The organism is Kineococcus sp. G2 (assembly GCF_037154035.1).
Lineage (GTDB): Bacteria > Actinomycetota > Actinomycetes > Actinomycetales > Kineococcaceae > Kineococcus.
Map to the genome: position 1 here is coordinate 15,828 of NZ_JBBBEM010000017.1, position 25,078 is coordinate 40,905.

Annotated in this window: 22 protein-coding genes and 1 pseudogene; 15 read left to right on the forward strand and 8 right to left on the reverse strand. The window is 75.4% G+C overall.

Annotated features, from left to right (window positions below; all coding sequences use genetic code 11):
• Window positions 1-12: 12 nt before the first annotated feature.
• The 8 genes from V9U69_RS03535 to V9U69_RS03570 all read left to right on the forward strand — a co-directional run bounded on the left by V9U69_RS03535 (window position 13) and on the right by V9U69_RS03570 (window position 7,457).
• On the forward strand, window positions 13-954 hold the full coding sequence (locus V9U69_RS03535; RefSeq protein WP_337059920.1) for an ABC transporter permease: 942 nt from the start codon (window positions 13-15) through the stop codon (window positions 952-954).
• Window positions 951-2,750 (forward strand): dipeptide/oligopeptide/nickel ABC transporter permease/ATP-binding protein, encoded by a 1,800-nt coding sequence (locus V9U69_RS03540; protein WP_337059921.1) that lies wholly within the window; start codon window positions 951-953, stop codon window positions 2,748-2,750. The genes V9U69_RS03535 and V9U69_RS03540 overlap by 4 nt, the downstream gene beginning before the upstream one ends.
• Window positions 2,747-3,607: an ATP-binding cassette domain-containing protein gene (locus V9U69_RS03545; protein WP_337059922.1), complete on the forward strand. Its 861-nt coding sequence runs from the start codon at window positions 2,747-2,749 to the stop codon at window positions 3,605-3,607. Before V9U69_RS03540 ends, V9U69_RS03545 begins: the two co-directional genes overlap by 4 nt.
• 39 nt (window positions 3,608-3,646) lie before the next feature.
• Complete coding sequence (locus V9U69_RS03550) at window positions 3,647-4,123, forward strand: J-domain-containing protein (RefSeq protein ID WP_337059923.1); 477 nt, start codon at window positions 3,647-3,649, stop codon at window positions 4,121-4,123.
• Window positions 4,124-4,181: 58 nt separating this feature from the next.
• Complete coding sequence (locus tag V9U69_RS03555) at window positions 4,182-4,541, forward strand: PadR family transcriptional regulator (RefSeq protein ID WP_337059924.1); 360 nt, start codon at window positions 4,182-4,184, stop codon at window positions 4,539-4,541.
• Entirely contained in the window at window positions 4,538-5,401 is an 864-nt protein-coding gene (locus tag V9U69_RS03560; RefSeq protein WP_337059925.1) for a hypothetical protein, read from the forward strand. Before V9U69_RS03555 ends, V9U69_RS03560 begins: the two co-directional genes overlap by 4 nt.
• A 67-nt stretch (window positions 5,402-5,468) precedes the next feature.
• Window positions 5,469-6,335, forward strand: coding sequence for an LLM class flavin-dependent oxidoreductase (locus V9U69_RS03565; RefSeq protein ID WP_337059926.1), 867 nt, complete (start codon window positions 5,469-5,471; stop codon window positions 6,333-6,335).
• 120 nt (window positions 6,336-6,455) lie between these two features.
• Window positions 6,456-7,457 (forward strand): LLM class flavin-dependent oxidoreductase, encoded by a 1,002-nt coding sequence (locus V9U69_RS03570; protein ID WP_442907570.1) that lies wholly within the window; start codon window positions 6,456-6,458, stop codon window positions 7,455-7,457.
• A 66-nt stretch (window positions 7,458-7,523) separates the two neighbouring features.
• Here V9U69_RS03570 and V9U69_RS03575 read toward each other — a convergent pair whose 3' ends face one another.
• Genes V9U69_RS03575 through V9U69_RS03585 form a run of 3 tightly spaced genes read right to left on the reverse strand, consistent with a single transcriptional unit; the run spans window position 7,524 to window position 10,669 of the window.
• Window positions 7,524-8,438, reverse strand: coding sequence for a carbohydrate ABC transporter permease (locus V9U69_RS03575; RefSeq protein ID WP_337059928.1), 915 nt, complete (start codon window positions 8,436-8,438; stop codon window positions 7,524-7,526).
• Between the two features lies 1 nt (window position 8,439).
• Window positions 8,440-9,381, reverse strand: a complete 942-nt coding sequence (locus V9U69_RS03580; RefSeq protein ID WP_337059929.1) for a carbohydrate ABC transporter permease — start codon at window positions 9,379-9,381, stop codon at window positions 8,440-8,442.
• 43 nt (window positions 9,382-9,424) lie between these two features.
• Window positions 9,425-10,669, reverse strand: coding sequence for an extracellular solute-binding protein (locus V9U69_RS03585; protein WP_337059930.1), 1,245 nt, complete (start codon window positions 10,667-10,669; stop codon window positions 9,425-9,427).
• Between the two features lie 284 nt (window positions 10,670-10,953).
• Between V9U69_RS03585 and V9U69_RS03590 the strand changes: the two genes are divergently transcribed.
• Together V9U69_RS03590 and V9U69_RS03595 are read left to right on the forward strand one after the other, a co-directional pair.
• Entirely contained in the window at window positions 10,954-12,849 is a 1,896-nt protein-coding gene (locus V9U69_RS03590) for a glycoside hydrolase family 2 protein (RefSeq protein ID WP_337059931.1), read from the forward strand.
• A 10-nt stretch (window positions 12,850-12,859) separates the two neighbouring features.
• The gene (locus V9U69_RS03595; RefSeq protein WP_337059932.1) at window positions 12,860-13,912 is read left to right on the forward strand and encodes an aldo/keto reductase; all 1,053 of its coding nucleotides are present in this window, start codon (window positions 12,860-12,862) and stop codon (window positions 13,910-13,912) included.
• A gap of 30 nt (window positions 13,913-13,942) precedes the next feature.
• On the opposite strand, the gene V9U69_RS03600 is transcribed toward V9U69_RS03595, so the two are convergent.
• A complete protein-coding gene (locus tag V9U69_RS03600; RefSeq protein WP_337059933.1) occupies window positions 13,943-15,688 on the reverse strand; it encodes a diguanylate cyclase domain-containing protein in 1,746 nt (581 codons plus the stop codon).
• Between the two features lie 96 nt (window positions 15,689-15,784).
• On the reverse strand, window positions 15,785-16,561 hold the full coding sequence (locus V9U69_RS03605) for an endonuclease/exonuclease/phosphatase family protein (protein WP_337059934.1): 777 nt from the start codon (window positions 16,559-16,561) through the stop codon (window positions 15,785-15,787).
• 36 nt (window positions 16,562-16,597) lie between these two features.
• Between V9U69_RS03605 and V9U69_RS03610 the strand changes: the two genes are divergently transcribed.
• Together V9U69_RS03610 and V9U69_RS03615 are read left to right on the forward strand one after the other, a co-directional pair.
• Entirely contained in the window at window positions 16,598-17,215 is a 618-nt protein-coding gene (locus V9U69_RS03610; RefSeq protein ID WP_337059935.1) for a nucleotidyltransferase, read from the forward strand.
• Window positions 17,216-17,308: 93 nt separating this feature from the next.
• A pseudogene (locus tag V9U69_RS03615) lies at window positions 17,309-18,043 on the forward strand (sigma-70 family RNA polymerase sigma factor); the annotation flags it as partial.
• 104 nt (window positions 18,044-18,147) lie between these two features.
• Here the strand turns inward: V9U69_RS03615 and V9U69_RS03620 are convergent.
• Both V9U69_RS03620 and V9U69_RS03625 read right to left on the reverse strand, forming a co-directional pair.
• A complete protein-coding gene (locus V9U69_RS03620) occupies window positions 18,148-19,212 on the reverse strand; it encodes an NAD-dependent epimerase/dehydratase family protein (protein ID WP_337059936.1) in 1,065 nt (354 codons plus the stop codon).
• Window positions 19,213-19,215: 3 nt separating this feature from the next.
• Window positions 19,216-20,586 carry a cytochrome P450 gene (locus V9U69_RS03625; protein ID WP_337059937.1) on the reverse strand — a complete coding sequence of 457 codons (1,371 nt, stop codon included), beginning with the start codon at window positions 20,584-20,586 and terminating at the stop codon, window positions 19,216-19,218.
• A gap of 158 nt (window positions 20,587-20,744) precedes the next feature.
• Between V9U69_RS03625 and V9U69_RS03630 the strand changes: the two genes are divergently transcribed.
• Window positions 20,745-21,626, forward strand: coding sequence for a Rieske (2Fe-2S) protein (locus tag V9U69_RS03630; RefSeq protein WP_337059938.1), 882 nt, complete (start codon window positions 20,745-20,747; stop codon window positions 21,624-21,626).
• 22 nt (window positions 21,627-21,648) lie between these two features.
• Here V9U69_RS03630 and V9U69_RS03635 read toward each other — a convergent pair whose 3' ends face one another.
• Entirely contained in the window at window positions 21,649-21,912 is a 264-nt protein-coding gene (locus V9U69_RS03635) for a hypothetical protein (protein ID WP_337059939.1), read from the reverse strand.
• A gap of 198 nt (window positions 21,913-22,110) precedes the next feature.
• Between V9U69_RS03635 and V9U69_RS03640 the strand changes: the two genes are divergently transcribed.
• A complete protein-coding gene (locus V9U69_RS03640; RefSeq protein WP_337059940.1) occupies window positions 22,111-22,746 on the forward strand; it encodes a biliverdin-producing heme oxygenase in 636 nt (211 codons plus the stop codon).
• A complete protein-coding gene (locus tag V9U69_RS03645; protein WP_337059941.1) occupies window positions 22,743-25,076 on the forward strand; it encodes a SpoIIE family protein phosphatase in 2,334 nt (777 codons plus the stop codon). Before V9U69_RS03640 ends, V9U69_RS03645 begins: the two co-directional genes overlap by 4 nt.
• The last annotated feature ends 2 nt before the right edge of the window (window positions 25,077-25,078 follow it).

A 25,078-nucleotide genomic window follows, 5' to 3' on the forward strand; every position in this document is an offset into this window, starting at 1 on the left:
TGGAGAGGCACCGTGCTCAAGTTCGTCGGGAAGAGGCTCGCCACGGGTGTCGGCCTGATCGCCGCGCTGAGCGTGCTGACGTTCTTCCTCCTGCAGTTCGGCGCCGCCGGGACCGCCCAGCGCATCGCCGGGCAGTCCGCCTCGCCCGAGGCCGTCGCGGTCGTCGAGGAGCGGCTCGGCCTCGACCGCCCGCCCCTCGAGCGCTTCGGCTCGTGGGTGGCCGACGCGCTCGGCGGCGACCTCGGCCGCTCGTGGTTCGGGGGGCAGCCGGTCGTGGACACCGTGACCAGCCGCATGGCGGTCACCGTCACCCTGGCGGTCGGCTCCGTCGTCCTCACCGCGGTGATCGCCGTCGTCCTGGGGGCGCTCGCGGCCGCCCGCCGCGGCTGGCTGGACCGTCTCGTGCAGCTCCTCGGGGTCATCGGCCAGGCGATCCCCGGCTTCCTCATGGCGCTCGCGCTGGTCCTCGTCTTCGCCATCGAGCTCGACTGGTTCCCGGCGACCGGCTACACGCGCCCCTCGGAGTCCATCGGCGGGTGGCTGCTGTCGATCGCCCTGCCGGTGGTGGCCCTCACGGTCGGATCGATCGGCGGCGTCGCCCAGCAGGTCCGGGGGTCCATGATCGACGCCTTCTCGCGCGACTACGTCCGCACGCTGCGCAGCCGGGGCCTCTCACGCCGCCGGGTGGTGTACCGGCACGTGCTGCGCAACGCGGCGGGGCCGGCGCTGAGCATCCTCGGCCTGCAGTTCGTCATCCTCCTCGGCGGTGCCGTCATCGTCGAGACCCTCTTCTCCATCCCCGGTCTCGGGCCGGCTGCGCTGTCGAGCACGTCGCAGGGCGACATCCCTGTGGTCATGGGCATCGTCGTGGTGACCGGCGTCGTCGTCGTCCTCGTCAACACGCTCGTCGACGTCGCCCAGGCCTGGGTCAACCCGAAGGTCCGTCTCTCATGAGCAGCGCACACCGGCTCCCCGCCTCCACCCCGACCCGCGCGCCGCGCGCCGGCCTGCTCCGGCGCCTCCTCGCCCACCCCCTCGGCGGCGTGTCCCTCGTCCTCCTCGCGGTCATCGGCGCCGTCGCCGTCGCGGCGCCGTGGGTGGCGCCGCACGACCCCACCGCGACGGACCTCCGGATGATCTTCGCCGAGCCGGGTGGCGGGTACGCCCTGGGCGGCGACAGCGCCGGGCGCGACGTCCTGTCCCGGCTGCTCGTCGCCACGGCCTGCTCGATCGCCGGCGGCCTGCTCGTCGCCGGGGTCGCAGCGCTCGTCGGCGTGACCGCGGGTCTGGTCGCCGGCTTCTTCGGCGGGTGGATCGACACGCTCGGGGCGTGGTTCACAGCGCTCACCATGTCGCTCCCGTCGATCATCGTGCTCATCGCGGCGCGCTCCGTCATGGGGCCGTCGATGTGGTGGACCATGGCGATCTTCGGCGCGCTGGTCTCCCCGGTGTACTACCGCGTCGTCTACAACGCGGTCCGTGGCGTCCGCGGCGAGCTGTACATCGACGCCGCGCGCACCTCGGGGCTGTCGAACACCCGGATCATCGGTCGCCACGTCCTGATGGCGGTCCGGGCCCCGGTCGTCCTGCTGACCGCCGGGGTCGTCGCGGCCGGCATCGGCATGCAGGCCGGGTTCGACTTCCTCGGTCTGGGCGACCCGACCACCCCCACCTGGGGGCAGATGCTCAACGAGGGCTTCTACAACATCAACCGCTCGCGGCTCCTGGTGCTCTGGCCGGCGCTCGCGCTCGGCCTGACCACGGTCTTCCTGACGCTCCTCGGCACCGCGCTGCGCGACGAGCTCGAGGGCCCGTCCGACGCCCGGCGCCGCAGGAACCGCGCACCGTGGGCGCCCGACGGGCCGCTGCCCGCCGTCATCGACCACGGGAACGCCCCGGAGGGCGAGCCCCTGCTGGTGGTGCGCGACCTCGCGGTCGCCTACCCCTCCGAGAACGGCTTCGCCACGGTGGTCCGCAACGGCCGGCTCACCGTCCACCGCGGCGAGACCCACGGCCTCGTGGGGGAGTCGGGGTCCGGCAAGAGCCAGACCGCCTTCTCCGTGCTGGGCCTGCTGCCCCGGGGCGGCACGGTGGTGGCCGGCTCCATCGTCTTCGACGGCGACGAGCTCGTCGGCCGCACCGACGAGCAGATGAACCGCCTGCGCGGCAGCCGCATCGCGTACGTGCCGCAGGAACCGATGTCCAACCTCGACCCCTCGTTCACCGTGGGCGACCAGCTCACTGAACCGCTGGTCACGGTGCTCGGCCTGTCCAAGGCCGAGGCCGAGCGCCGGGCGCTCGACCTGCTGGAGCAGGTGGGCATCCCCGACCCCCGGCGGACGTACGCCTCCTACCCGCACCAGCTCTCCGGCGGGATGGCGCAGCGCGTGCTCATCGCCGGCGCGGTGGCCTCCCGCCCCGACCTGCTCATCGCCGACGAGCCCACGACGGCGCTCGACGTGACCGTCCAGGCGGAGGTGCTGGACCTCCTGCGCGACCTGCGCGACGAGCTGGGCATGGCCGTCCTCATCGTCACCCACAACTTCGGGGTGGTCGCGGACCTCTGCGACCGCGTCTCCGTCATGCAGGAGGGCGTCGTGGTGGAGACGGGCACGACCCGTGACGTGTTCGCCGACCCGCGCCACCCCTACACGCGGGCGCTGTTCGCGGCGATCCCCAAGGGCGCCCCGCGCGCACCGCTCGCAGGCGTCACCAGCGCCGGCGCGCTCGGAACCGGGAGGATCGCATGAACGGGTCCCTGCTCACCGTCGACGACCTCGTCGTCGAGTACCCCGGCCGGGGCTTCCGCGCGCCGCCGTTCCGGGCCGTCGAGGGCGTCAGCTTCGACATCCGGCCCGGCGAGACCGTGGGTCTCGTCGGCGAGTCCGGGTCGGGGAAGACCACGATCGGCCGAGCGATCCTCGGGCTGGCCCCGGTGTCCGCCGGCACGGTGACCTTCCGCGGCGAGGACATCAGCCGCCCCACCCCCAGGCGCCGCCGCGAGCTCACGCGTGACCTCCAGGTCGTCTACCAGGACCCCTACTCCTCGCTGAACCCGTCCCTGACGATCGGCGACTCCCTGGCCGAGCCGCTGGTCGTGCGCAGGACGCCGAAGCAGCAGGCGCGGGCGCGGGTCCGGGAGCTGCTCGACACGGTGGGGCTGCCGACGGACGCGGCCGACCGGATGCCGCGCGAGTTCTCCGGGGGCCAGCGGCAGCGCGTCGCGATCGCGCGGGCCCTGGCGCTCGACCCGACCCTCATCGTCTGCGACGAGCCGGTCTCGGCCCTCGACCTGTCGACGCAGGCCCTGGTCCTCGAGCTGTTCCTCGAGATCCAGCAGCGCACCGGGGTCGCCTACCTGTTCATCTCCCACGACCTCGCCGTCGTGCGCGAGATGTCCCACCGGGTCGCCGTGCTGCACCGCGGTGAACTGGTCGAGTGGGGTCCGGGTGACGTCGTCACCTCGGCGCCCGAGCACCCCTACACCCAGCGGCTCCTGCTCGCCTCACCGGTGCCCGACCCGGCCGCGCAGGAGCAGCGGCGTGCCGACCGGCTGCGGCTGCGGGAGCTCCAGGCCGAGCAGGACCTCCAAGCCGGTACCGCCTGAACCGCGCGCCGCTCGGCCGCCGACCGTAGTCTCGCGGGGGTGACGAGCCGGAAACCCGCCGGCCGCTCCTTCGAGAGCTGGGTCGAGCGGCAGGTGCGCGAGGCCGCCGAGCGCGGTGAGTTCGACGGCCTGCGCGGTTCCGGTCAGCCGCTGCGGAACCTCGACCGCCCGTTCTCCGCGGAGGAGTGGGCCGCCGAGAAGGCGCGCCGGGAGGGTTTCGACGTCTCGGCGATGCTGCCGCCGGCGCTCGCGCTGCGCCGCGAGCGGGAGGTCCTGCTGCGGGACCTGGGCGAGCTGCGCTCGGCCGCGGAGGTCGACGCCGTCGTCGCCGACTTCAACGACCGGGTGCGCGAGCTCTACCGGCGCCCCGCCGACGGCCCGCTGGTGGTCGTCGCGCTGCTGGACGCCGCGCAGCTGCGCGAGCGCTGGGGGGCCACCCGCCCCGCACCCGCCGCGCCGCCCGCGGCCGCGGTGCCGGTGCGTCGCCGGTGGTGGCACCGCCGCCCCGCCCCCTGATCGTCCTGTCCGTGTCGGGTGAGCCGCCTGACGTACTAGTTCGTGTTACGTTCTAGTGGTGGAGGGTGAGCGCTGGGCCAGCGACTGGATCCGCGCCGCGCTGCCCCTGGTCGTCCTGTCGGTCCTGCACCGCGGGGAGGCGCACGGGTACGCGCTGCTGCAGAGCCTGCGGGGCCTCGGCCTCGGCTCGCTGCGCGGCAGCACCCTCTACCCCCTCCTCGCCAGGCAGGAGGAGCTGGGGCGGGTGGAGCACCGGTGGGAGCCGGACAGCGGGGGCCCGCCGCGCAAGGTCTTCACGATCACCGAGGCCGGCCGGCGCGACCTGGTGGCTCTGGGCGAGGACTGGACCGGGCTGAACGCGATCGTCACGGCGGCGGTGGCCGCCGCGACGGCGGGCGGAACAGGGGGACAGCAGTGAACTACTACCGTCAGCTCGCCCACCAGTTGCGCCGGCGGCACCTGGCCGAGGACGACGTCACCCGGGTGCTGGCCGAGGTGCGCGACCTCTCCCGCGGGTCCGCCGAGGTGGCGCGGGAGGAGTTCGGGCCCGCGGAGGACTACGCCGGGAACTTCCCCGAGGGCGCCACGCGGTGGACGTGGACCCGCTTCGCGAGCTGGGGGGTGTTCCTGGCCGGCATCGCCTTCCTGATCGTCAGCCAGGAGCTGCGCCGTCGGGGATCGGAGGTGCTGCTGCCCTGGTGGGGTGTGCTCACGGTGTGGCTGGCGACGGTGGTCGCCGGTGACCGGCTGCGCTCCCTGCTCGACCACCGTCTGCCGCGCGGCCACCGCATCGGCGCGGTCCCACCGTCCCGCCCCCGGTCGCTCCCGTCCTCCCCCGCGCCGCCTGAGCGCGGGGGCGGTGAGCCCGCCCGCAGCGACGGCACGGCGAAGCCCTCGGCCTACTACCGCGACCTGGCGTTCCACCTCCGGTCGCGGCAGCTCCCCGAGGCCGAGGTGACGCGCATCCTGGTGGAGGTTCGGGAGCTGGTGCGGGCTTCCGGGTCCGCGCCGGAAGTGGAGTTCGGTCCGGCGCGGGAGTACGCCGAGCAGTTCGCCGGGCAGGAGCGGCGCCACGGCTGGGGGCCGCGCGTGTTCACGGTGTGCGGCCTGCTCGGGTTGGTGATCGGGCTGACGGACGTGGTCGCCGAGCTGCGCGGTCGGGAGTTCCTGCCGCCGGGCTCGCTCCTGCTGGTCTTCGCAGGGCTCATCGTCGGAGGGAGTGTCGTCGCCGTCGTGCACGGGCACCGGTTGCCGCGCGACTTCCGCGAGCCGTCGTGAACCCCGCGGCCCCGCCCGTCGGCGAGCCGGGGCGCGAACCCCCCGCGGCAGGTGCCAGGGTCTCCCCGTGAGCCTGGACCTGTCCGCCGTCGTCCTCAACGACCACGCGCCCGCGGCGTTCGCCGCCGCCGTGCGGGAGGTGGAGGCCGCCGGGCTGCGCACCGCCTGGACCTACGACCACCTGTCCTGGCGGGACATGCGCGAGGGGCCCTGGTTCAACGCCGTGCCGCTGCTGGCCGCGGCGGGCACCGCCACGAGCACCGTGCGGCTGGGCACGCTCGTGGCGTCCCCGAACTTCCGCCACCCGGTCACGTTCGCCTCCGAGGTGATGACGCTGGACCACGTGTGCGGCGGGCGCCTCGAGCTGGGCGTGGGGGCCGGGACCTCCGCCCACGACGCCGCCGTGCTCGGTGCCCCGCCGCTGACGCCGGGGCAGCGCCAGCGCCGGTTCGAGGAGTGGGCGACGCTGCTGACCCGGTTGCTGGCGCAGCGGGTCACCGACGCGAGCGGCGAGCACTACACCGCGCACGACGCCCGCACCGTCCCCGGGCCCGCGCAGCCGGGCGGGGTGCCGCTCACCGTCGCCGCCGCCGGACCGCGCGGGATGGTGTTCGCCGCCCGCACCGCGAGCGCGTGGGTCACCTACGGCGACCCGTCCGCCGCCGGGCCCGACGCCGTCACCGCCGGGTACGTCGAGGCCGCCGAGCGGTTCGAGCGGACCCGCCGCGCGGTCGCCCCCGAGCGCGCGCTGCGCCGCCTGGCCCTGGTGGGCCGCGATGAGACGGGTGTGCTCGAGCGGTACGGCGAGTTCGCCGAGCGCCTGGCCGCGGCCGGTTTCGACGAGGTCGTCGTGCACTGGCCGCGCCCGGACGGCCGCGGGGTTCCGGCGGGCTCCCTGCCGGGGGTGCTGCGCGCCCACGGCCTCGGCGGGTGAGGAGCCGGACGCGCGGGGGACGCCCGCCCGGGTGAGGATGCCGGTCGGGGACGCCTGGCCGGGACCCGTGCCGCAGACGAGGAGGAGCGCGTGCCGCGCGAAGGTGAACCGCTGGAGCGGATGGGGTTCCTCACCATCGGCTCGTTCGACCCCGCCGACCCCGGCCCGGGCCACCGCAGCACCCTGGAGGTGATCGAGCTGGGGGAGCGGCTGGGCTTCGACAGCGCGTGGGTCCGGCACCGGCACCTGCAGCACGGCATCTCCTCCCCGGTGGCGGTGCTGGCCGCCGCGTCCCAGCGCACCCGGCGCATCCGGCTGGGCACCGCGGTGACGCCGCTGGGGTGGGAGAACCCGCTGCGCCTGGCGGAGGACCTGGCGACCGTGGACGTCCTGTCCGGCGGCCGGCTGGAACCCGGCGTCAGCGTCGGGCCGCCGATCCACCTGGAGCACGTGCGCGACGCCCTGTACCCGGGCACCGCGGACGCCGAGGACTTCGGCCACGAGCGGGCGCTGCGGCTGCAGCGCCTGCTGCGCGGCGAGGCCGCCAGCTCCTTCGCCGGCACCGAGGGCACCGAGACGTACTCCGAGCGGGTGCAGCCGCACTCGCCGGGGCTGGCGCAGCGCCTGTGGTACGGGGCCTCGAGCCTGGCCTCGGCCCGCTGGGCGGGTCAGCACGGGCTGAACCTGCTGACCTCCAGCGTCGTGAAGGCCGAGGGGGACGGGCCCTGGGACTTCGGGGAGCTGCAGCGCACCCAGCTGCGAGCGTTCCGCGCCGCGCACCCGGCCGGCGAGGCGGCCCGCGCCTCGCAGGGCCTGGTGGTCATCCCCACCGACGGCGCGAGCCGCGCGCAGCGGGAGCGCTACGCCGCCTACGTGGCCGCGCGCACCCCGCGCACCCGGGAGCCGCAGGGACCGGCCCGCTTGCTGTTCGCCCCGGACCTGCTGGGCGGCAGCGAGGAGATCGCCGCCGCGCTGCGCGCCCACCCGGGGTACCGGCAGGTGCGCGAGGTGGTGTTCGCCCTGCCGTTCGGCTTCGCCCACGAGGACTACGTGCAGATCCTCACCGACACCGCGACCCGGCTCGGGCCCGCGCTGGGGTGGCGGGCGGGCGCTCCCGGCTGAGCGCGGCAGGCCCCCGGCCGAACGGCCGGGGGCCTGCTGGTGGGCGCCTCGAAGGCGGGTGCCGGTTCAGCCCTTCAGGCCGGTACCGGCGACGCCCTCGACGATGCGGCGCTGGAAGAGCAGGAACAGGATCACCAGCGGAAGAGCACCCAGGATGGACGAGGCCTGGATGTCGGAGTAGCGCTGGCCGAACGAGCCCTGCACGGTCGCCAGGCCGACGGGGATGGTCATCAGCTCCGGGTTGGCCACCACGAACAGCGGCAGCAGCAGGTTGTTCCAGACGTTGACGAACGTGAGGATCGCCATCGCCGAGATCACCGGCTTGGACAGCGGCATGATGATCGAGCGGTAGATCCGCCAGAAGCCGGCGCCGTCGATGCGGGCGGACTCCTCGAGCTCCTTGGGCAGGCCGTCGAAGAACTGCTTGAAGACGAAGACCGCGATGACGTACGGCACCTGAGGGAGGATCACCGCCCAGTAGGTGTTGAGCAGCGAGACGGCGTCGAGCATCTGGAAGATCGGCACCACGAGCACCTGGCTGGGGATCATGATCCCGGCGAGCATGAGCAAGAAGACCAGGTTGCGCCCCCGGAACTGCAGCCTGGAGAGGGCGTAACCGCTCATCGAGGCGGTCACCACGGTCAGCAGCGTGGTGACCACCGAGGTGAAGAAGCTGGCCAGGTACCAGTCCCAGATGGCGCCGCCGCGCAGGATGTTGGCGTACGGCTCGAAGGTCAGGCCGCCGTATCGGAGGATCTCCTCGGCGCCGACCGCGGACACGCTGTTCGGGGTCAGCGACGTCTTGATCGCCCAGAAGCTGGGGATCAGCCACAGGATCGCGAAGACCCCCAGGACGACCCCGCAGACGACGTTGAAGGCGCGGGTGCTGTTCTTCGACGAGTCCGCCACCCGCCGGGGCGGCGGGGCCGCTGCGGAGATGCCGGTGCGGCGGGGGCTGCTGCTCGTTCCGGTGGTCGCCATGTCAGGCCCTCCTCTCCTGCGCGCGGTCGATGAGCTGCCGCAGCACTGCGATGATCACGATGACGATGAACAGCAGCACCGAGGCGGCCGAGGCGGCCCCCACCCGGAAGTCGGTGAACGCCGAGGTGGTGATCAGGCCCAGGGCGACCTCTGTCGAGATGCCGGGGCCGCCGCCGGTCATGAGGTACACCTGGTCGAAGATCTTCAGGCTGGCGATGATCTGCAGCAGGATGACGAGCGTCGTCGTGCGGCTGAGCATGGGGATGGTGATCCACCTGATCTGCTGCCACGGCGAGGCGCCGTCCAGCGCGGCCGCCTCGTACAGCTCCCGCGGGATGTCCTGCAGGCCGGCGAGGTAGAGGATGAAGTTGAAGCCGATCGTCCACCACACGGTGGTGATGGCGATGCCGATCATGGCGATGCTCGGCGTGCCGAGGACGGGCGAGGGGGCCTCCACGCCGAACCACCCCTGCACCACCGCCAGCAGGCCGCTGGCCGGGGTGTAGATGAAGTTCCAGATCAGCGCGATGGCGGCGGACGGCAGGATGAACGGGACGAAGAACGCCAGGCGGAAGAGCGCCTGGCCCCTGCGGACCCGGTTGGCGAGGATGGCGAACACGAAGGACAGCACGACCAGCGGCGGCGTCGTGTAGAGCGTGAACTGCAGGGTGTGCCACATCGCCGACCAGAACTCCGGCCGGGTCAGCATCTCCTGGTAGTTGCCGAAGCCGGTGAAGGAGCCGAACCCCTCCTGGACGATGCTGGTGTTGAAGAAGCTGGCGATGACCATGTAGACGGTCGGCCAGATGAGGAACAGCACGTAGAACAGGGCGAAGGGGGCGAGGAACAGCCAGGCGGGCTTGGTGTCGCCCGCGCGCAGCCGGTCCTTCCTCGGTGGCCCGTTGACGGCTGCACCGGGCTTCGTGATGGCCGGAGCGCTCACGGGCGGGCCTCCTGTCGGCGTTGACGGCTCGTGGGTGTGGCGCTCATGACAGAGGGTCCGCCGTCCTGGCGTAGGTGCCCAGCTGCGAGCGCATGCTGGCGATGGCCTCCTCGGGGCTGGCGATGCCCTGCATGACCAGGCCGATCTGTGCCCCGACGATGTTCTCGAAGTTCGACCCCGACCCGGAGTACCACGCGGGGGCGTCGTACACGGCGTAGTCGGCGGCCTCCGCGTAGTCGGACTGCGGCTCCATCGCGGCGTACTCGGGACTGCGCAGCGCGGGCAGGTAGGCCGGGACGTGCCCGCCCTCCGCCCAGGCCAGGCTCTGGTCGAGCATGGACTTCACGAAACCCATCGCCAGCTCGAGCTGCTCGGGGCTGCGCTCCATCGTGGGCAGCACGAACGCGTGGGAGTCGGCCTGGCAGGCCGGCTGGTCGAACAGCGTGGGGACGGGGACCATCCCGAACTCCAGCCCCTCCACGCTCTGCGCGGTGGTGATCTCCCACTCGCCCTGCAGGTAGAACGCCGACTGCCCGGTGAACATGAGCGTCTGCGACCCGGCGTAGTCCGTCGCCTGCGGCATCAGGCCGCTCGCGGTCAGGCTCTGCATGTAGGCCAGCGTGTCCGCGACGAGCGCCTCGTCGAACGTCAGCTCCGTCCCGCCGTCGGAGAGGAAGGGGGTGCTGCCGTTGCGCTGGGAGTACAGCGTCTGGAAGAAGCGCCAGGGCGTCGCCGTCTCGCTGACCGTCGCCACGCTCGCGCCGTAGGCCCCGGTGACCTCCTTCGCCGCCGTCAGGGCGGCCTCCCACTGCTCGGTGCCCTGGATGGGCACCAGTTCGTCGTTCGCGTCGAGCAGGCCGGCGTCGCGGCAGACCGCCTTGTTGTAGAAGAGGACGAACGGGTGGGTGTCCAGCGGGACGGCGTAGGCCTTGCCGTCCATGACGGTGGACTCCCACACCTTGGGCGTGAAGTCGGCCGACGACAGCCCCACCGAGGCGAGCATCTCGTCGGTGATCTCGGTGAGCAGCCCGGCGCGCGCGAGGTTCGTCGCCCGCGTCGCGTGGGCCACGGCCACGTCCGGGGGCTTGTCGCCCAGCGTGGCCAGGGAGACCTTCGTGTAGTACGGGTTGCCCCAGGCGAACGTCGCCGCCTGCAGCGCGTCCGAACCGCCGTGCTGCTGCTCGTACTCCTCGAGCATGAGCTGCAGCCGCGCGCCGTCACCGCCGCCGAAGAGGTTCCAGAAGGTCACGGTCCCGGGCGCGAGCTGGGTGCCTGCGACACCCGCCACGAGGGGCGTTCCGCACCCGGAGGCCGTCGCGGCCAGACCGAGGCCACCGGCGGCGAGGCCGCCGTGGAGGAGGGAGCGCCGGGTCAGCGCCCGGTGCCGTGGTGCAGGTGGAGAACTCGTCACGCCGTCCGTCCCTCGACCGGGCGGGGACTCCGATGTCCCCGCTGGTGCTGCCGGACGCTAGCACCGACCTGCAACGTTGTCAGGGCTCCGGGAGGGTGTTGCCCGAACCGTGACGGCAGCGGCATGCTGCCCGTGATCCAGCCCTCGACGAGGAGGCACCCGTGCCCCAGGCGCCCGGCTCCACCGACCACCCCCGGGACGTCCCCCGGCCCGAGCACCCCCGGCCCTCCGTGCGCCGCCCGGACTGGCTCTGCCTGAACGGCACCTGGGAGTTCGAGGTGGACGCCGGCGACTCGGGGCTGGAGCGGGGCCTGCTGGAGCGACCGCTCACCGGCGCGATCACCGTGCCGTTCGCGCCGGAGTCGGAGCTGTCGGGGGTGGGGGTCACGGACTTCCTGCCGGCCGTCTGGTACCGCCGCCAGGTCGAGCTGCCCGCGCAGTGGGCCGGGCGGCGCACGCTGCTGCACTTCGGTGCCGTCGACCACGACGCGACCGTGTGGGTGGACGGCGAGGAGCTGGCCCGCCACCGCGGCGGCTTCACCCCCTTCACCGTCGACCTCGGTCACCGCCGCGGCACCGTCACGGTGGTCGTCCGGGCCCGCGACAGCCGGTGGGGCCCGCAGGCGCGCGGCAAGCAGTCCACCCGGTACGGCAACTACGAGTGCTTCTACACCCGCACCACCGGCATCTGGCAGACCGTGTGGGCCGAGCCCGTGCCGGACGTCTCCCTGGCCCGCCCCAGGATCACCCCGGACGTCGCCGGGTCCGCGTTCCACCTGGAGCAGCCGCTGCGCCGCTCCGGCACCGGCGCCGCCGGGGACCGCGCCGGCTGGACGCTGCGGGCCACCGTCTCCGACGCGGCCGGCGAGGTGCTGACCGCGGCGGTGCGCGCCGACCTGGACCTCTCGCCGCGCCTGGTGCTCGCGCTGCCGCAGGACCGGGTGCGGCTGTGGTCACCGGAGGACCCGCACCTGTACGACGTGCGGATCGCGCTCCTGGACGCGGACGGCGCCGAGGTCGACGCCGTGGACACCTACGCGGGCCTGCGCTCGGTGTCCATCGACGGCAAGGCGGTCCTGCTCAACGGCCGGCCGGTCTTCCAGCGCCTGGTGCTGGACCAGGGGTACTGGCCCGACGGGCTGATGACCGCGCCCAGCGACGAGGCCCTGGTGCGCGACATCGAGCTGTCGCTGGCCGCCGGCTTCAACGGCGCCCGGCTGCACCAGAAGGTGTTCGAGGAGCGCTTCCTCTTCCACGCCGACCGCCTGGGGTACCTGTGCTGGGGCGAGTTCGGCGACTGGGGCGCCGCCGAGCGCGGCACGCAGCTGGACCACGAGTTCCAGCGGCCCACCGCCTCCTTCATCACCCAGTGGCTGGAGGCCCTGGAGCGCGACCACTCGCACCCCGCGCTGATCGGCTGGTGCGGGCTGAACGAGACCTACCAGCGCCTCACCGACCGGATCACCGTCCTGGACGACGTCACCCGCGCGATGTTCCTGGCGGCGAAGGCGATGGACACCTCCCGCCCCGTCCTGGACGCCTCCGGGTACTCGCACCGGGTCGCCGAGTCCGACGTGTGGGACAGCCACGACTACACCCAGGACCCCGCGGAGTTCGCCCGGGAGGTCGGCGGCCTGGCGCAGGACGCCCCGCACGTCAACCGCGGCGAGGACGGGCGGGAGTGGTCGGTGCCCTACGGGGGGCAACCCTGGTTCTGCAGCGAGTTCGGCGGCATCTGGTGGCGGCCCGACGCCGAGGCCAGCGACTCCTCCGTGGACCGCGGCGCGGAGTCGTCGTGGGGCTACGGGCGGGCTCCGCGCAGCGAGGAGGAGTTCCACGAGCGCTTCGCCGGGCTGACCGGCGTCCTCCTGGACGACCCGTTGATGTTCGGCTACTGCTACACGCAGCTCACCGACGTCTTCCAGGAGCAGAACGGGATCTACTCCTTCGACCGCTCGCAGAAGCTGGACGTCGAGCGGGTCCGCGCCGCGCAGCAGCGCCCCGCCGCGATCGAGGAGGCGTGGCGGGCGCGAGCGCTGCGGGAGGGGCGCGCGTAGGGTCGCCGGCATGGAGTACCGACGACTCGGACGGTCGGGGCTGCGCGTCTCGACGATCACCATGGGCACGATGACGTTCGGCGGGCAGGGCGCCTTCGCGAACGTCGGGAACACCGACGTGGCGCAGGCGCGCCGCCAGGTGGACGTCGCGATCGAGGCGGGGGTCAACCTCTTCGACACCGCGGACATCTACTCCGACGGCGTCAGCGAGGACATCCTCGGCGAGGTGCTGCAGGGCCGGCGCGACGACGTCCTCGTCGCCACCAAGGCCCGCATGGTCGCCGGACCCGGCCCCAACGACGGCGGCGCCTCCCGGCACCACCTCGTGCGCTCGGTGGAGCGCAGCCTGCGCCGGCTGCGCACCGACCACGTCGACCTGTACCAGATCCACGAGTGGGACGGGCAGACGCCGCTGGAGGAGACGCTGGAGGCGCTGGACACCCTGGTGCGCAGCGGCAAGGTCCGCTACGTCGGTGCCTCCAACCACTCCGGCTGGCAGCTGATGAAGGCCCTGGCGGTGGCCGACGCCCGCGGCTACCAGCGCTACGTCTCCCAGCAGATCCACTACACCCTGCAGGCGCGCGACGCCGAGGACGAGCTGGTGCCGCTGACCCTGGACCAGGACCTCGGCATCCTGGTGTGGAGCCCGCTGGCCGGCGGGCTGCTGTCGGGCAAGTACCGCCGCGACCGCTCCGCGCCGGAGGGCTCGCGGCACCTGACGGACTGGAGCGAGCCGCCCGTGCACGACGAGGGCAAGCTGTACGACACCGTCGACGTGCTCGTCGAGGTGGGCGAGGCGCACGGCGTCTCCGCCGCGCAGGTGGCGCTGGCCTGGTTGCTGGGCCGGCCCGGCGTGACCTCCCTGGTGATCGGCGCGCGCACCGAGGAGCAGCTGCGCGACAACCTCGCCGCGGCCGACCTGGTGCTCACCGACGACGAGCGCCGCCGCCTGGACCAGGTGAGCGCGGTCCCGCTGCGGTACCCGCACTGGCACCAGGCCGCCACCGCGAAGGACCGCCTCTCGGCCGCGGACCTGTCGCTGCTGGGCCCGCACCTGGGCTGACGGCCCGGCTCCGGGCGCGGGGTGCGGCGCTCAGCCCGCCGGCGCCACGACCGTGGTGTCCCGCCCGCCGTGCTTGCCGCGGTACAGCGCCTCGTCGGCCCGGGCCAGCACCTCCGCCACCGAGCTGCCCGGCGTCCACTGCGCCACCCCGACGGTGGCGGTCTGCCCGTGCGGCACCACCGCGCGGATGCGGTCGGCCACCCGCACCGCCTCCTCGGCGGTGCACCCGGGCAGCGCCAGCACGAACTCCTCCCCGCCCCAGCGGGCCAGCGTGTCCGCCTCGCGCAGGCACGACCCCGCCGCGGCGGCGAACTCGCGCAGCAGCACGTCGCCCTGCAGGTGCCCGAAGGTGTCGTTGTAGCGCTTGAAGCGGTCCAGGTCGATCAGGGCGAACGTCAGGGGGGCGCCGGTGCGCTGGGCGCGGGCGATCTCCGCCGGCGCGGACTCGTCCCAGCGGTGCCGGTTCGCCAGGCCGGTCAGCGCGTCGCGCTCCGCCGCCCGCGCCAGCCGCGCCAGCAGGTCCGCGCGCTCCACGGCGTGCGCCGCCTCACCGGCGAACGTGCGCAGCAGCGAGGGCAGCCCCGGGGGCATCGCCGCCACCCGGTGGTGCCACACCACGCTGAGCACGCCGATCGGCTCGTCGCCGCGCAGCAGCACCGGCTGCCACACCGCCGAGACCGCGCCCACGGTGCGCGCCAGTTCCGGGTCCGCGCCCCGGGTGGTGCTCACGTCGGGCGCGAACACCTGCTCGCCGTCCAGGAAGGCCGCGGCCGTCAGGCTGGAGCGCGCCTCCACGTCCACCCGCACCCCCAGGCGCCCACCGGCCCCCGCGCACGCGGTGGAGACCAGGGCGCGGGGACCGTCCGGCTGCAGCAGGTGCACCACGTCCGCCCCCGCCAGGTCGCGCACGGCCTCGCACACCGCCCGGCGCGGGTCGTCGGCCGTGGCCACCGCCCGCGACGCGCGCGCCAGCGCCTCGACCTGCTCGGCGTGCTCGGCCAGCTGGGCGTGCGCCGCGGCCAGCGCGGCCTCCCGGGCGCGGGCGGCGGTCACGTCGTGCATCGCGACCACGGCGCCCAGCAGGTGACCGGCCGTCGCGCTCATCGCCCGCGCCGTGCACAGCACCGTGCGCGAGGGGTGCCCGAAGGGGACGATCACCACCTCCGCGTCGACCACGTCCTCCCCGCGCAGCGCGCGCTGCAGCGGGGAGTCGTGCTCGGTGAGCAGCGTGCGGCCGCCGGGGCCGTACAGGCCGTAGTGGGCCGCCTGGTCGCACGGGTCGAGGTCGTCGCGCACCGGCTGCCCCAGCCAGTCGATCGCGGTGTCGTTGCCCATCTGCAGCCGGCCCTCGGGGTCGGCGACGAGGATGCCGACGTCCACGCTGGCCAGCACCGCCTCGGTGAGCTCGCGGCGGTGCTCCACCTCCGCGGCCACCAGCTCGGCCAGGGTGCGCTGCTCGTCGGCGTCCAGCACGTCCGCGGGCCCGTCCGCGCGCCGCTCCAGCAGCGGCACCAGCAGCTGCGCCACGTCCTCCAGGCCGGCCAGGGCGGCCGCGTCCGGCAGCGCCGAGTGCAGGCACAGCGCCCCCAGCGGCTCACCCCGGGAGGTGAGCACGGGCACCCGCGCGCGGGCGGTGCCCGGCCCGAGCGTGCACGCCTCGTCGCCGGTGAGCAGCTCCACGTCCGCGCCGGGCAGCCCGGCCACGGCCGCGGCCAGCCGCACGGCCGCGGCCGCCCCGGCCTCGCGCACGCTCGCGCGGCCCGTGGTCGTCGTCACGTTCCCCTCCGTCCCGAGGCGCGCCGGGTCCTCGCGGCGCACCGGCGTCCCCGGTCCATCGGCGCGGGCGGCGGCGGGGTTGAGGGGGGACGCGCCTCAGGCCAGGTCGACGGTGAGGGCCAGGTGGTCCGACAGCGGCATCCGCCGCGCCCCGCCGCCGCTGACCCGCAGCGGGGTGGCGCCTTCGCCACCCACCACCACGTGGTCGAGCTGGCGCTCGGGCGCGTGCAGGGGGAACGTGCCGGCGCGCACCAGCGGGCGCATCCCGCTGACGCGGTGCACCGCCTCCGGCTCCAGGTTCAGGTCGCCCATGAGGACCACCGGGCCCGGCCGGCGGCGCAGCACGCGCACCAGCCGCCGCAGCTGCCAGGAGTTCCACCCGGGGATGAACGACAGGTGGGTGCCGGCCACCGTCAGGCAGCGGCCCGTGGCGGGGTCCTCCACCTCGGCCACCACCGCGACGCGCGGCTCGTCGCGCACCAGCTTCGGGCGGCGATCGCCGGGGAAGACGACGGGCACCGTCCAGGGCACCGCCGGCAACCGCACCACCTCCCAGGAGCGCACCGGGAACCGGGACAGCAGGGCGATGCCGTAGGCGGCCTCGTCCGGCTGCTCCTGCCCGGTGGCCGCCATCCACGTGGCCCCGGGGGTGCCCGACAGCGCCGCCACGAACCGGTGCTCACCGGCGTCCAGCGCCTCGGCGGCCACCGCGGTCAGGTCCGCGCGCGCGGAGCGCTCCTGCGCGCGGTCGACCTCCTGCAGCGCCACCACGTCCGCGTCGAGGGAGGCGATCGCGGCGGCGTAGCGGCCCACGTCCACCCGGTCGTCCTCGAGCGATCTGCCGTGCAGGATGTTGAAGGTCGCCAGTCGCACCCTCCCAGGGTGCGCCACGAGAGCAGGAGGAGCACGGTGGAGAACACGGGAGACCACGGCGTGGGAGACGGGGAGGTGGACGCGGGCGTCAACGCCACCGCCACGACCGTCGAGCAGCGCCGCACCGCCCTGGTGCGCATCGCGGCCGAGCTCAAGCGCGCCGAGGTGCCGTTCGCCCTGGCCGGCGGGTACGCCGCGTGGGTCCACGGCGCCCCCGAACCCGTGCACGACGTCGACTTCGACCTGCGCGCCGAGGACGCCGAACGGGTGCGCGAGCACTTCCGCGACGCCGGTTTCGAGGTCCTGGCCCCGCCGGAGGACTGGCTGTTCAAGGTCCTCAGCGACGGCGTGGAGGTCGACCTGCTGCACCGCGGTGGCGGCGTCCCCGTCGACGACGACCTGCTCGCGCGCGCGCAGCAGCTGGAGGTGCTGTCGGTTCAGATGCCGGTGATCTCCGCCACCGACGTCGTCGTGCACAAGCTGTGCGCCTTCGACGAGCACACCTGCGACTTCGCCCCCGCGCTGCGGGTGGTGCGCAGCATCCGCGAGGCCGTGGACTGGCAGGACGTGCGCGAGCGCACGCAGCACCGGCCGTTCGCACAGGCGTTCGTGCACCTGCTCGAACTGCTGCAGGTGGTCGAGGCCCGCCCCTGAGGCCGGTGCCGGCTGCGGTTGCCGACCCGGTGCGTCGGTGCTCGACTGTGCCTCGCGGGTGCAGCAGATCGCCTGATCACCGAGCAAGGACTGATGCGGAGGGTTTCCGTGACCGCTCTAGTTCCCGACGTCGACGCTGCCGTCGCCCCGACGGCGCCGCACAGCACCACCGCCCCGGCAGTCGAGGACCTGGTCGTGGAGCACCTCGACCTGGCGCGCGGCCTGGCCTCGCGCTACCGCAACCGCGGCGAGTCCTGGGACGACCTGGTCCAGGTGGCCTTCCTCGGCCTGGTGAAGGCGGCGCGGGGGTACCAGCCGGGCGCCGGTGCGTCGTTCGCCGCGTACGCGACCCCGACGATCACCGGGGAGATCCGCCGCCACTTCCGCGACCACGGCTGGGACGTGCGTCCCCCGCGGCGCCTGCAGGAACTGCGTTCCCGGATGCGGTCGGTGGAGCGCGACCTGGAGCAGGAGAACGCGGCGGGCGCGGACGAGGACGCGCTGGCCGAACGGCTGGGCACCTCGGTGCAGGAGGTCCGCGAAGCCCGTTGCGCCGCAGCGGCCTACTCGGCGGTCTCGCTGGACGCGCGCCTGGGCGCCGACGACGACACCACCGTCGGGGACACGCTCGTCGCCTCCGGCGACCCCACCTCCGTGGTGGACGACCTCGCCTCCCTCGGTCCGGTGCTGGCGGAACTGCCCGACCGCGACCGGCGGATCCTGGCGATGCGGTTCTTCGCCGACGCCACGCAGTCCCAGATCGCCGCGGAACTCGGCATCAGCCAGATGCAGGTCTCCCGGTTGCTCTCGGCGGTGCTGCACCGCCTGCGCGACGCCCTCGCCGGGGAACCGGCCGGGCGGGGGAACCGCCCGGCGGCGTCCCGGCGCGCCGGTTCCCCGGTCCGCGTGGTCCGCGGACCGCGCTCGGCCGGTCACGTGCCCACCCGCGAGCCGGGTTCCGCGGCCGAGCGGCTGCGCAACGGCGGCGAGGCGGTGCCCGCGTGCTCGCGCATCCCGGCCAGCAGTTCGGTGAGGACGTCCGCGGCCGCGTGAGCGGGCTGCCAGCCCAGTTCCGTCCGCGCGCGGTTCGTGTCCATGACGGGGACCGACATGCCCAGGTCGAACCAGCCGGGTTTCACGGGGTGGATGCGGGCGTGGTGACTGGCGGCCACCGCCGCCCGGGCCAGCCCGTGCGGCACGGGGACGAGCGTGCGCGCGTTCAGCGCCCTGCCCAGGTCGCGCCCGCCCAGCACGGGTTCGTCGGCGAGGTTGAACGCGCCGCCGGCGCGCTGCTCCACGATGCGCACCAGCGCGTCGGCCAGGTCGTCGGCGTGCACGACCTGGAACCGCACCCCGTGCGGCAGGGGCAGCACCGGCAGCGGAACCCGGCCCAGCGCGCGGGCCGGGACCAGGGCGCCGGCGAAGTACCGGGCGATCTCGCTGGCCGAGTCGCGCTGGAACACCAGCCCCGGTCGCACCCGGGTCACCGTCAGGCCCGGTGATTCCGGTTCGACGACGTCCAGGTGCGCCTCCACGGCGGCCTTGTCCCGCGAGTACTGCAGGGTGGGGATCCCCGTGGCGGGCCAGTTCTCGTCCACGCGCGAGTCGTCGTCGGGGTGGTGGGCGTACGTCCCGATCGACGACATGTGCACCAGGTGCGGAACCCCCGTCTCGCGCACCGCGCGGACCACCTCGCGGCTGCCGCCGAGGTTCACGCGGGCAAGTTCCGCGGAGTCGCGGGCCGGCTGGATCAGCCAGGCGGCGTGCACCACCGCGTCGGCACCGCGCACCACGTCGTGCAGCTCGCCCCGGCGGGCCGGGTCGGCGATGTCCAGCGACGTCCAGGTCGCGGTGTCGTAGGGGGACCGGTCGGCGGGCGGCAGCCGCCGGCCGATGCCGACGACCTCGTGCCCGGCGCCCTCGGCGTTGCGCTGCGCCAGGCGGCGCAGCAGGGCGGTGCCGACGTTCCCGGCGGCTCCCGTGATGACGATCCGCACTCCTCAGCGCTCCTCTCCGGCCGCCGGGGCGACCTCCGTGACGACGAACCCGTCGGCCGGGCGCGACGGCACCGGCCGCGCCGGCATCCGCGTCTGCTGCGGCGGGACGGTGAACCGCAGAGCCGACAGCACCTCGGCGGCCTGCGCCAGCAGGCGCACCGTGGCGGGTTCCCCCGGGCAGCGGTGACCGGTGCGGGCGTCACCGCCGCCCTGCGGGACGAGACCGTGCGCGACCGGGCACACGCCGGCCCCGTCGAACCGGCCGGGGTCGAACTCCTCGGGGGACGGCCACGCGGCCGGGTCGCGGTGCGTGCCCACGACGTCCAGCACGATCCGGTCGCCGGCGCGCAGCCGGTGCCCGGCCACCTCGGCGTCGCGGCGCAACCGCGTGGCCAGGGCCGGCACGAAGGGGTAGCGCCGGCGCACCTCGTGCGCGACGGCCAGCGCGGTGCCGGACGGTTCCGCCCCGCCCGCCGCGGCCGCGACGGCGTCCCGCCAGCGCGGGTGCTCGTGCAGCGCCACCGCGGCCTGCGCCACCAGCCACGCCACGGCCACCGTGGGGCGCAGCACGTTCAGCAGCTCCACCGCCGCCGTGCGCTCGTCCAGCAGCTGGCCGTCGGGTCCGCGGTGCCCGGCCACCAGCGCCAGCGCGCTGCCGTCGGGAGCCAGGCGCCGGCCGGAGCGCACGTCGCGCACCACCCGCGCCGCCCACCGCTCGCAGCGGCCCCGGGCCCGGCGGGCGCGCAGGAACCGCGGCCCGGCCGAGCCGAACCCGTCGACGATCGTCGCGAGCTCGTGCGCGCGGGCGGTGTCGGCGGCTCCGCCGGCACCGGCCCCCGCCCAGCGCAGGACCGCCCGGCCGAGCACGCCGACCGCCTCGTCGAAGACCACGACCCGCTCGCGGCCCGGCCACTCCCGCACCGCCCGCGCCCACTCCTCACCCGCGGCGGCCACCAGGCCGTCGACGCGCTCGGCGGCCAGCGCGGTGGTGAACAGCTCCTTGCGCACCCGGTGCGCGGCGTCGTCCAGGCCGTGCACGGCGCCGCGGCCGAACAGGACGTGGCTCAGCGGGGCCGGCACGGCGCCGCGCCGCGCCACCAGGGAGCTGTCGTAGAAGGCGCGCACCCCCTCCGCGCCGCGCACGACCACCGCCGGGCGGCCCAGCAGCCGCGAGCGCACCGGGGCACCCGCCGGGGCGTCGCGGTCCGGGCGCAGCCGCGGCAGCCCGTCGAAGCCCCGCGCCACGAGCGTCAGCAGGAGGTCCGGGGTGCGGGTGCGGGTCCGGCCGCGGGCGTCGCGGACGGCGCCCGGCACGCTCGTGCCCCCGGACGCGTCCGCGGCCGCGCCGCGGGGCGGGGCGGTCGTGGTGCTCATGCCGCCCAGGTACCCGGTCCGTCACCGTCCATGCGTTCCCGGTGCACCCGGTGCACCCGGTGCACCCGGTGCACCCGGTGCACCCGGCGCACCCGGCGCACCCGGCGCACCGGGTGCGTCGAGGTGCCGGGGCGCGCGGACCGGAGTAGGCAAGGGCCATGACCCTGATCGGCACCCTGTTCGACGCGCCGTCCCGCCTGACCGCGCTGGACCCGGTGGCCGCGCGCGCGAAGGACCTCGCCGACCGGTTGCTGCCCGGCGGCCGGGTGCGCGGCCTGCTGCACGGTCGCCCGTTCGGGCACCCCGCCCACCCGGCGATGGCGCTGGTCCCGGTGGGCACCTCGATCTCCGCGCTGCTGCTCGACGCGGCCGCCGCCGTCCTGCCGGCCGGTCGCGCCCTGGACCCGGCCGCCCGGTACCTCACCGCCGTCGCGGCGGCCTCCGCGGTGCCCACGGCGGTCGCCGGGTGGGCGGACTACACGGGCCTGCACGTGGACCAGCAGCGCACGGCGCTCGTGCACGCCACCGGCAACGCCGTGGCCGTCACCTGCTGGGGCGCCTCGCTGGTGGCCGGGCGACGCGCGCCGCTGCTGCGCACCGCGGGCACCCTGGCGGCCGGTGCGGCCGGTGCGCTGGGCGGCCACCTGGCCTACCGGTGGGCCGCCGGCCCCAACCACGCCGAGCACCTGCCGCACCTGGCCGGTGACGAGCACGTGGACATCGGCGCGCTGGAGGAGCTGCCCGACGGGGAGCTGACCCTGCGGCACGTGGGGCGGGCCCCGGTGTGCGTGCTGCGTCGCGGCTCGTCGGTGCGGGCGCTGGCCGACACCTGCTCGCACCTGGGCGGCGGCCTGCACGGCGGCGAGGTCCGCGAGGGCGCCGGCGGACCGGAGGTCGTCTGCCCCTGGCACGGCAGCGCCTTCCGCTTCGACGACGGAGAGGTCGTGGACGGCCCCGCCGCCACCCCGCAGCCCACGGTGGACGTGCGCGTCGCCGACGGCCGCGTGCTGGCGCGCGTCGACGGCCCGCCGGCGTCCTGACCGCCGGGGGCGCCGTCGGGGATCAGCCCAGGAAGTTCGCCGGGTCCGGGCCGCTGCGGCGCAGCCGCACGCCCGGCGGGCGCAGCGCCGCCTCCAGCGAGCGCACGAGCTGGGTGTTGCGCGCCAGCTCCTCGGCCGGGGCGCGGGCGGCCAGCAGGGCCAGCCGCTCGGCGTAGGCCTCGCGCAGCGCGTCGAGGGGGAGGGGCTCGCGCAGGTCCACGACGGCGGGCGCCGCGGCGCCGCCGGCGGGTACCCGCCGGGTGAGGGGGGTGCTCAGGGTGTCCACGGGAACTCCGGTGTCCGCGCACGGGCGGCCCGCGACTGGACCGCGCGGGCCCGGGGGCGGGGCCCGAACCTCGATGGCACCACGCCGGCCGCGACCGGGCAACCGGGGTCGTGGCGCGGACGGGTCTGGACGGGGTGCGCGGGTGAGGGGTTACGGTCGGTGCAGAGCGGTGCGCGACCGTTCGGGGAGAGCGGGGACGTGACGACTGACGGCGTGGACGGCGCGCGCCCTGCGAGGGGCCGGCGCGCCGACGGGGCGCTGGCCCACGTGCGGGCCGCCACCGCGCAGGCGCACGAGGAGCTGGACGGCGGCCTGGACGTGCTGCACCGGCCCTGGGACGTGGAGCTCCACCGGCGCTGGCTGGAGCTGACCCTGGGGCTGCTGGACCCCCTGGAGGCGTCCCTGGAGCGCTGGGCGCGCACGGACCCCGCGGCCCTGGACGTCGCCGCGCGCTCGCGCGCCGGCATGGCCCGCGAGGACCTGCGCGCCCTCGGCGCCGACGGGGCGGCCGTGGACGCCGTGCCGCTGTGCCCGGACGCGCCCACCGCCGCGGGCCGGGCGCAGGCCCTGGGGCTGTGCTACGTGCTGGACGGCTCCACGCTCGGCGGCGCGCTCATCCACCGCACCGCGGTCGCCGCGGGCGTGCCGGAGCGGGCGTGCACCTCCCTCGTGGGCCGGCCGGGGGCCGGGCGGCGCTGGCGCGAGACCGCCGCGGCCGTCGACGCCCTGGGCGCGCCGGGGGACGCCGCGGTGGAGGAGATGACCGCCACCGCCCTCGCCGCGTTCGCCGCCTACCGGCGCTGGCTGGCCCCGCTGGCCCGGACCACCGCGTGAGCCGCCCCCAGCGGGCGGCGGCCCCGGCCGAGGCGGGGGTCCGGGCCGAGGTCCAGGCCGAGGTCCGGGGCGAGGTCCAGGTCGAGGCGGGCACCGAGGCGCCCGCCTACGTGCCCGCCTACGGCCCGGTGGACCTGACCAACTGCGACACCGAGCCCATCCACGTGCCCGGCGCCGTGCAGCCGCACGGGTTCCTGCTGGCGGTGGACCGAGGTACCCACGAGGTGGTCGTCGCCTCCGCCAGCACCGCGCGGCTGCTGGGGCGCGAGCCGGGCGAGCTGCTCGGCCGGCCGCTGCGCGAGGCGCTGGGGGAGCGGGCGGCCGCGGAGGTGCTCGCCCGCGACGCCGCCGACCACGTCGCCGAACCGCTGCACACGGTGCTGGACCTGGCCACCGGCGCGGGGACGGACGTCGACGTGGTGCTGCACGTGTCCGGCGAGCGGCTCGTGGTGGAGGTGGAGCCGGCCGGCTCCTCCCCGGCGTTCTCACCGGTCTCGTACCGCTCGGCGCGCGCGGCCGTGGGACGCCTGACGGGGACCGGCTCGACCGCCGAGCTCGCGCAGCAGCTGGCGCACGAGGTGCGCACCCTGACGGGTTTCGACCGCGTCATGGTCTACCGCTTCGACGCCCAGTGGAACGGCGAGGTCGTCGCCGAGGACCGCCGTGACGACCTGAACCCCTTCCACGGCCTGCACTACCCCGCCTCCGACATCCCCGCCCAGGCCCGCCGCCTCTACACCGTGAACTGGACCCGGCTGATCGCCGACGTCCACTACGTCCCCGCACCGCTGGAACCCCTGCTCGACCCGGGCACCGGTTCCCCCCTGGACCTGTCGCACTCGGTGCTGCGCAGCGTCTCCCCGATCCACGTCGAGTACCTGAAGAACATGGGCGTGACGGCGTCCATGTCCGTCTCCCTGGTGCTGGACGGGCGCTTGTGGGGCCTGATCGCCTGCCACCACTACTCCGGCCCGCACCGGCCCAGCCACGACGCCCGCTCCGCGGCGGAGTTCCTCGGCCAGACCGCCTCGCAGCTCATTGCCGAGCGGGAGCGCTCCGACGAGCGCGAGGACGCCCTGCAGGCGCAGGACCTCCTCGCGGGGCTGGTCTCGGAGGCCACCGCCTCCGGGGGCGACCCGTTCGTCAACCTCACCAGCGACCGCCGGCTGCTGGAGCTGCTCGGCGCGGGCGGCGCCGCGCTGACCGTCGCCGGCCGGCTGCTGACCCTGGGCGAGGTCCCGGACGACGAGGCGCTGCACCGGATCTCCGGGCTGCTGGCCCGAGGTGACGGTGCTCCCACCTTCACCGACCACCTGGCCTCCCTGGACCCGGGGCTGTCCGCTCTCGAGCGGGTGGCCGCCGGTGCGCTGCGGGTGGGGCTCGGCGCGGACCGCTGGCTGCTGTGGGTGCGCCCGGAGCAGCAGGAGGTCGTCGACTGGGGCGGCGACCCGCGCAACAAGGAGATCGCCGCCGCGGAGGGGCCGGGTGTCCGGCTCAGCCCGCGCAAGTCGTTCGAGAAGTGGCGCGAGGTGGTGCGCGGGCGCAGCGTGCCGTGGGAGCGGTGGCGGGCCGTGGCCGCGGACCGGCTGCGCAGCCAGCTCACGAGCCTGGTGCTGGGCCGGGTGCGCGACCAGATCGCGGTGGCGGAGTCGCTGCAGCGCGCGGTCGTGCTGGAGGAGCCGCCGCGGTTCGAGGGCCTGGACGTGCTGGCGCGGTACCGCCCGGCCAGCGGCAGCCAGCTCGGCGGCGACTGGTGGGACGCGCTGGAGCTGCCCGCCGGGCGGGTCGCCGTCGTCGTGGGCGACGTCTCCGGCCACGGCGTGCACGCCGCCGCGGCGATGGCGCAGCTGCGCACCGCCTCGCGGGCCTACCTGCTGGAGGGGCACGGCCCGGCCGCCGCGCTGGACCGCCTCGACGCCCTGGTGGCGTCCGTGCTGGGCGAGCACATGGCCACGGCCGTCGTCGCGGTCCTCGACCCCGCCACCGGTACCGGGCACGTGGCCAGCGCCGGGCACCCGCCGCCGCTGCTGCTGCTGGACGGCCGGGCGTCCCTGCTGCCCGTGGCGCCGCGACCGCTGCTGGGGGTGTCCACCGGCCGCGCGCAGGAGGAGCCGGTGCGGCTGCCGCCGGGGGCGGCGCTGGTCCTCTACAGCGACGGTCTGGTGGAGCGGCGGGGCCTGGCGCTGGACGAGACCATCGAGTCGCTGCGCGCCGCCGCGGGCGGTGCGGCGCACCTGCCCCTGCCGGAGCTGGCCGACCACCTCATGACGGTCGTGCCCGATCCCGAGGGGGACGACACGACGCTGCTGGTGGTGCGCAGCACCGGGTGAGC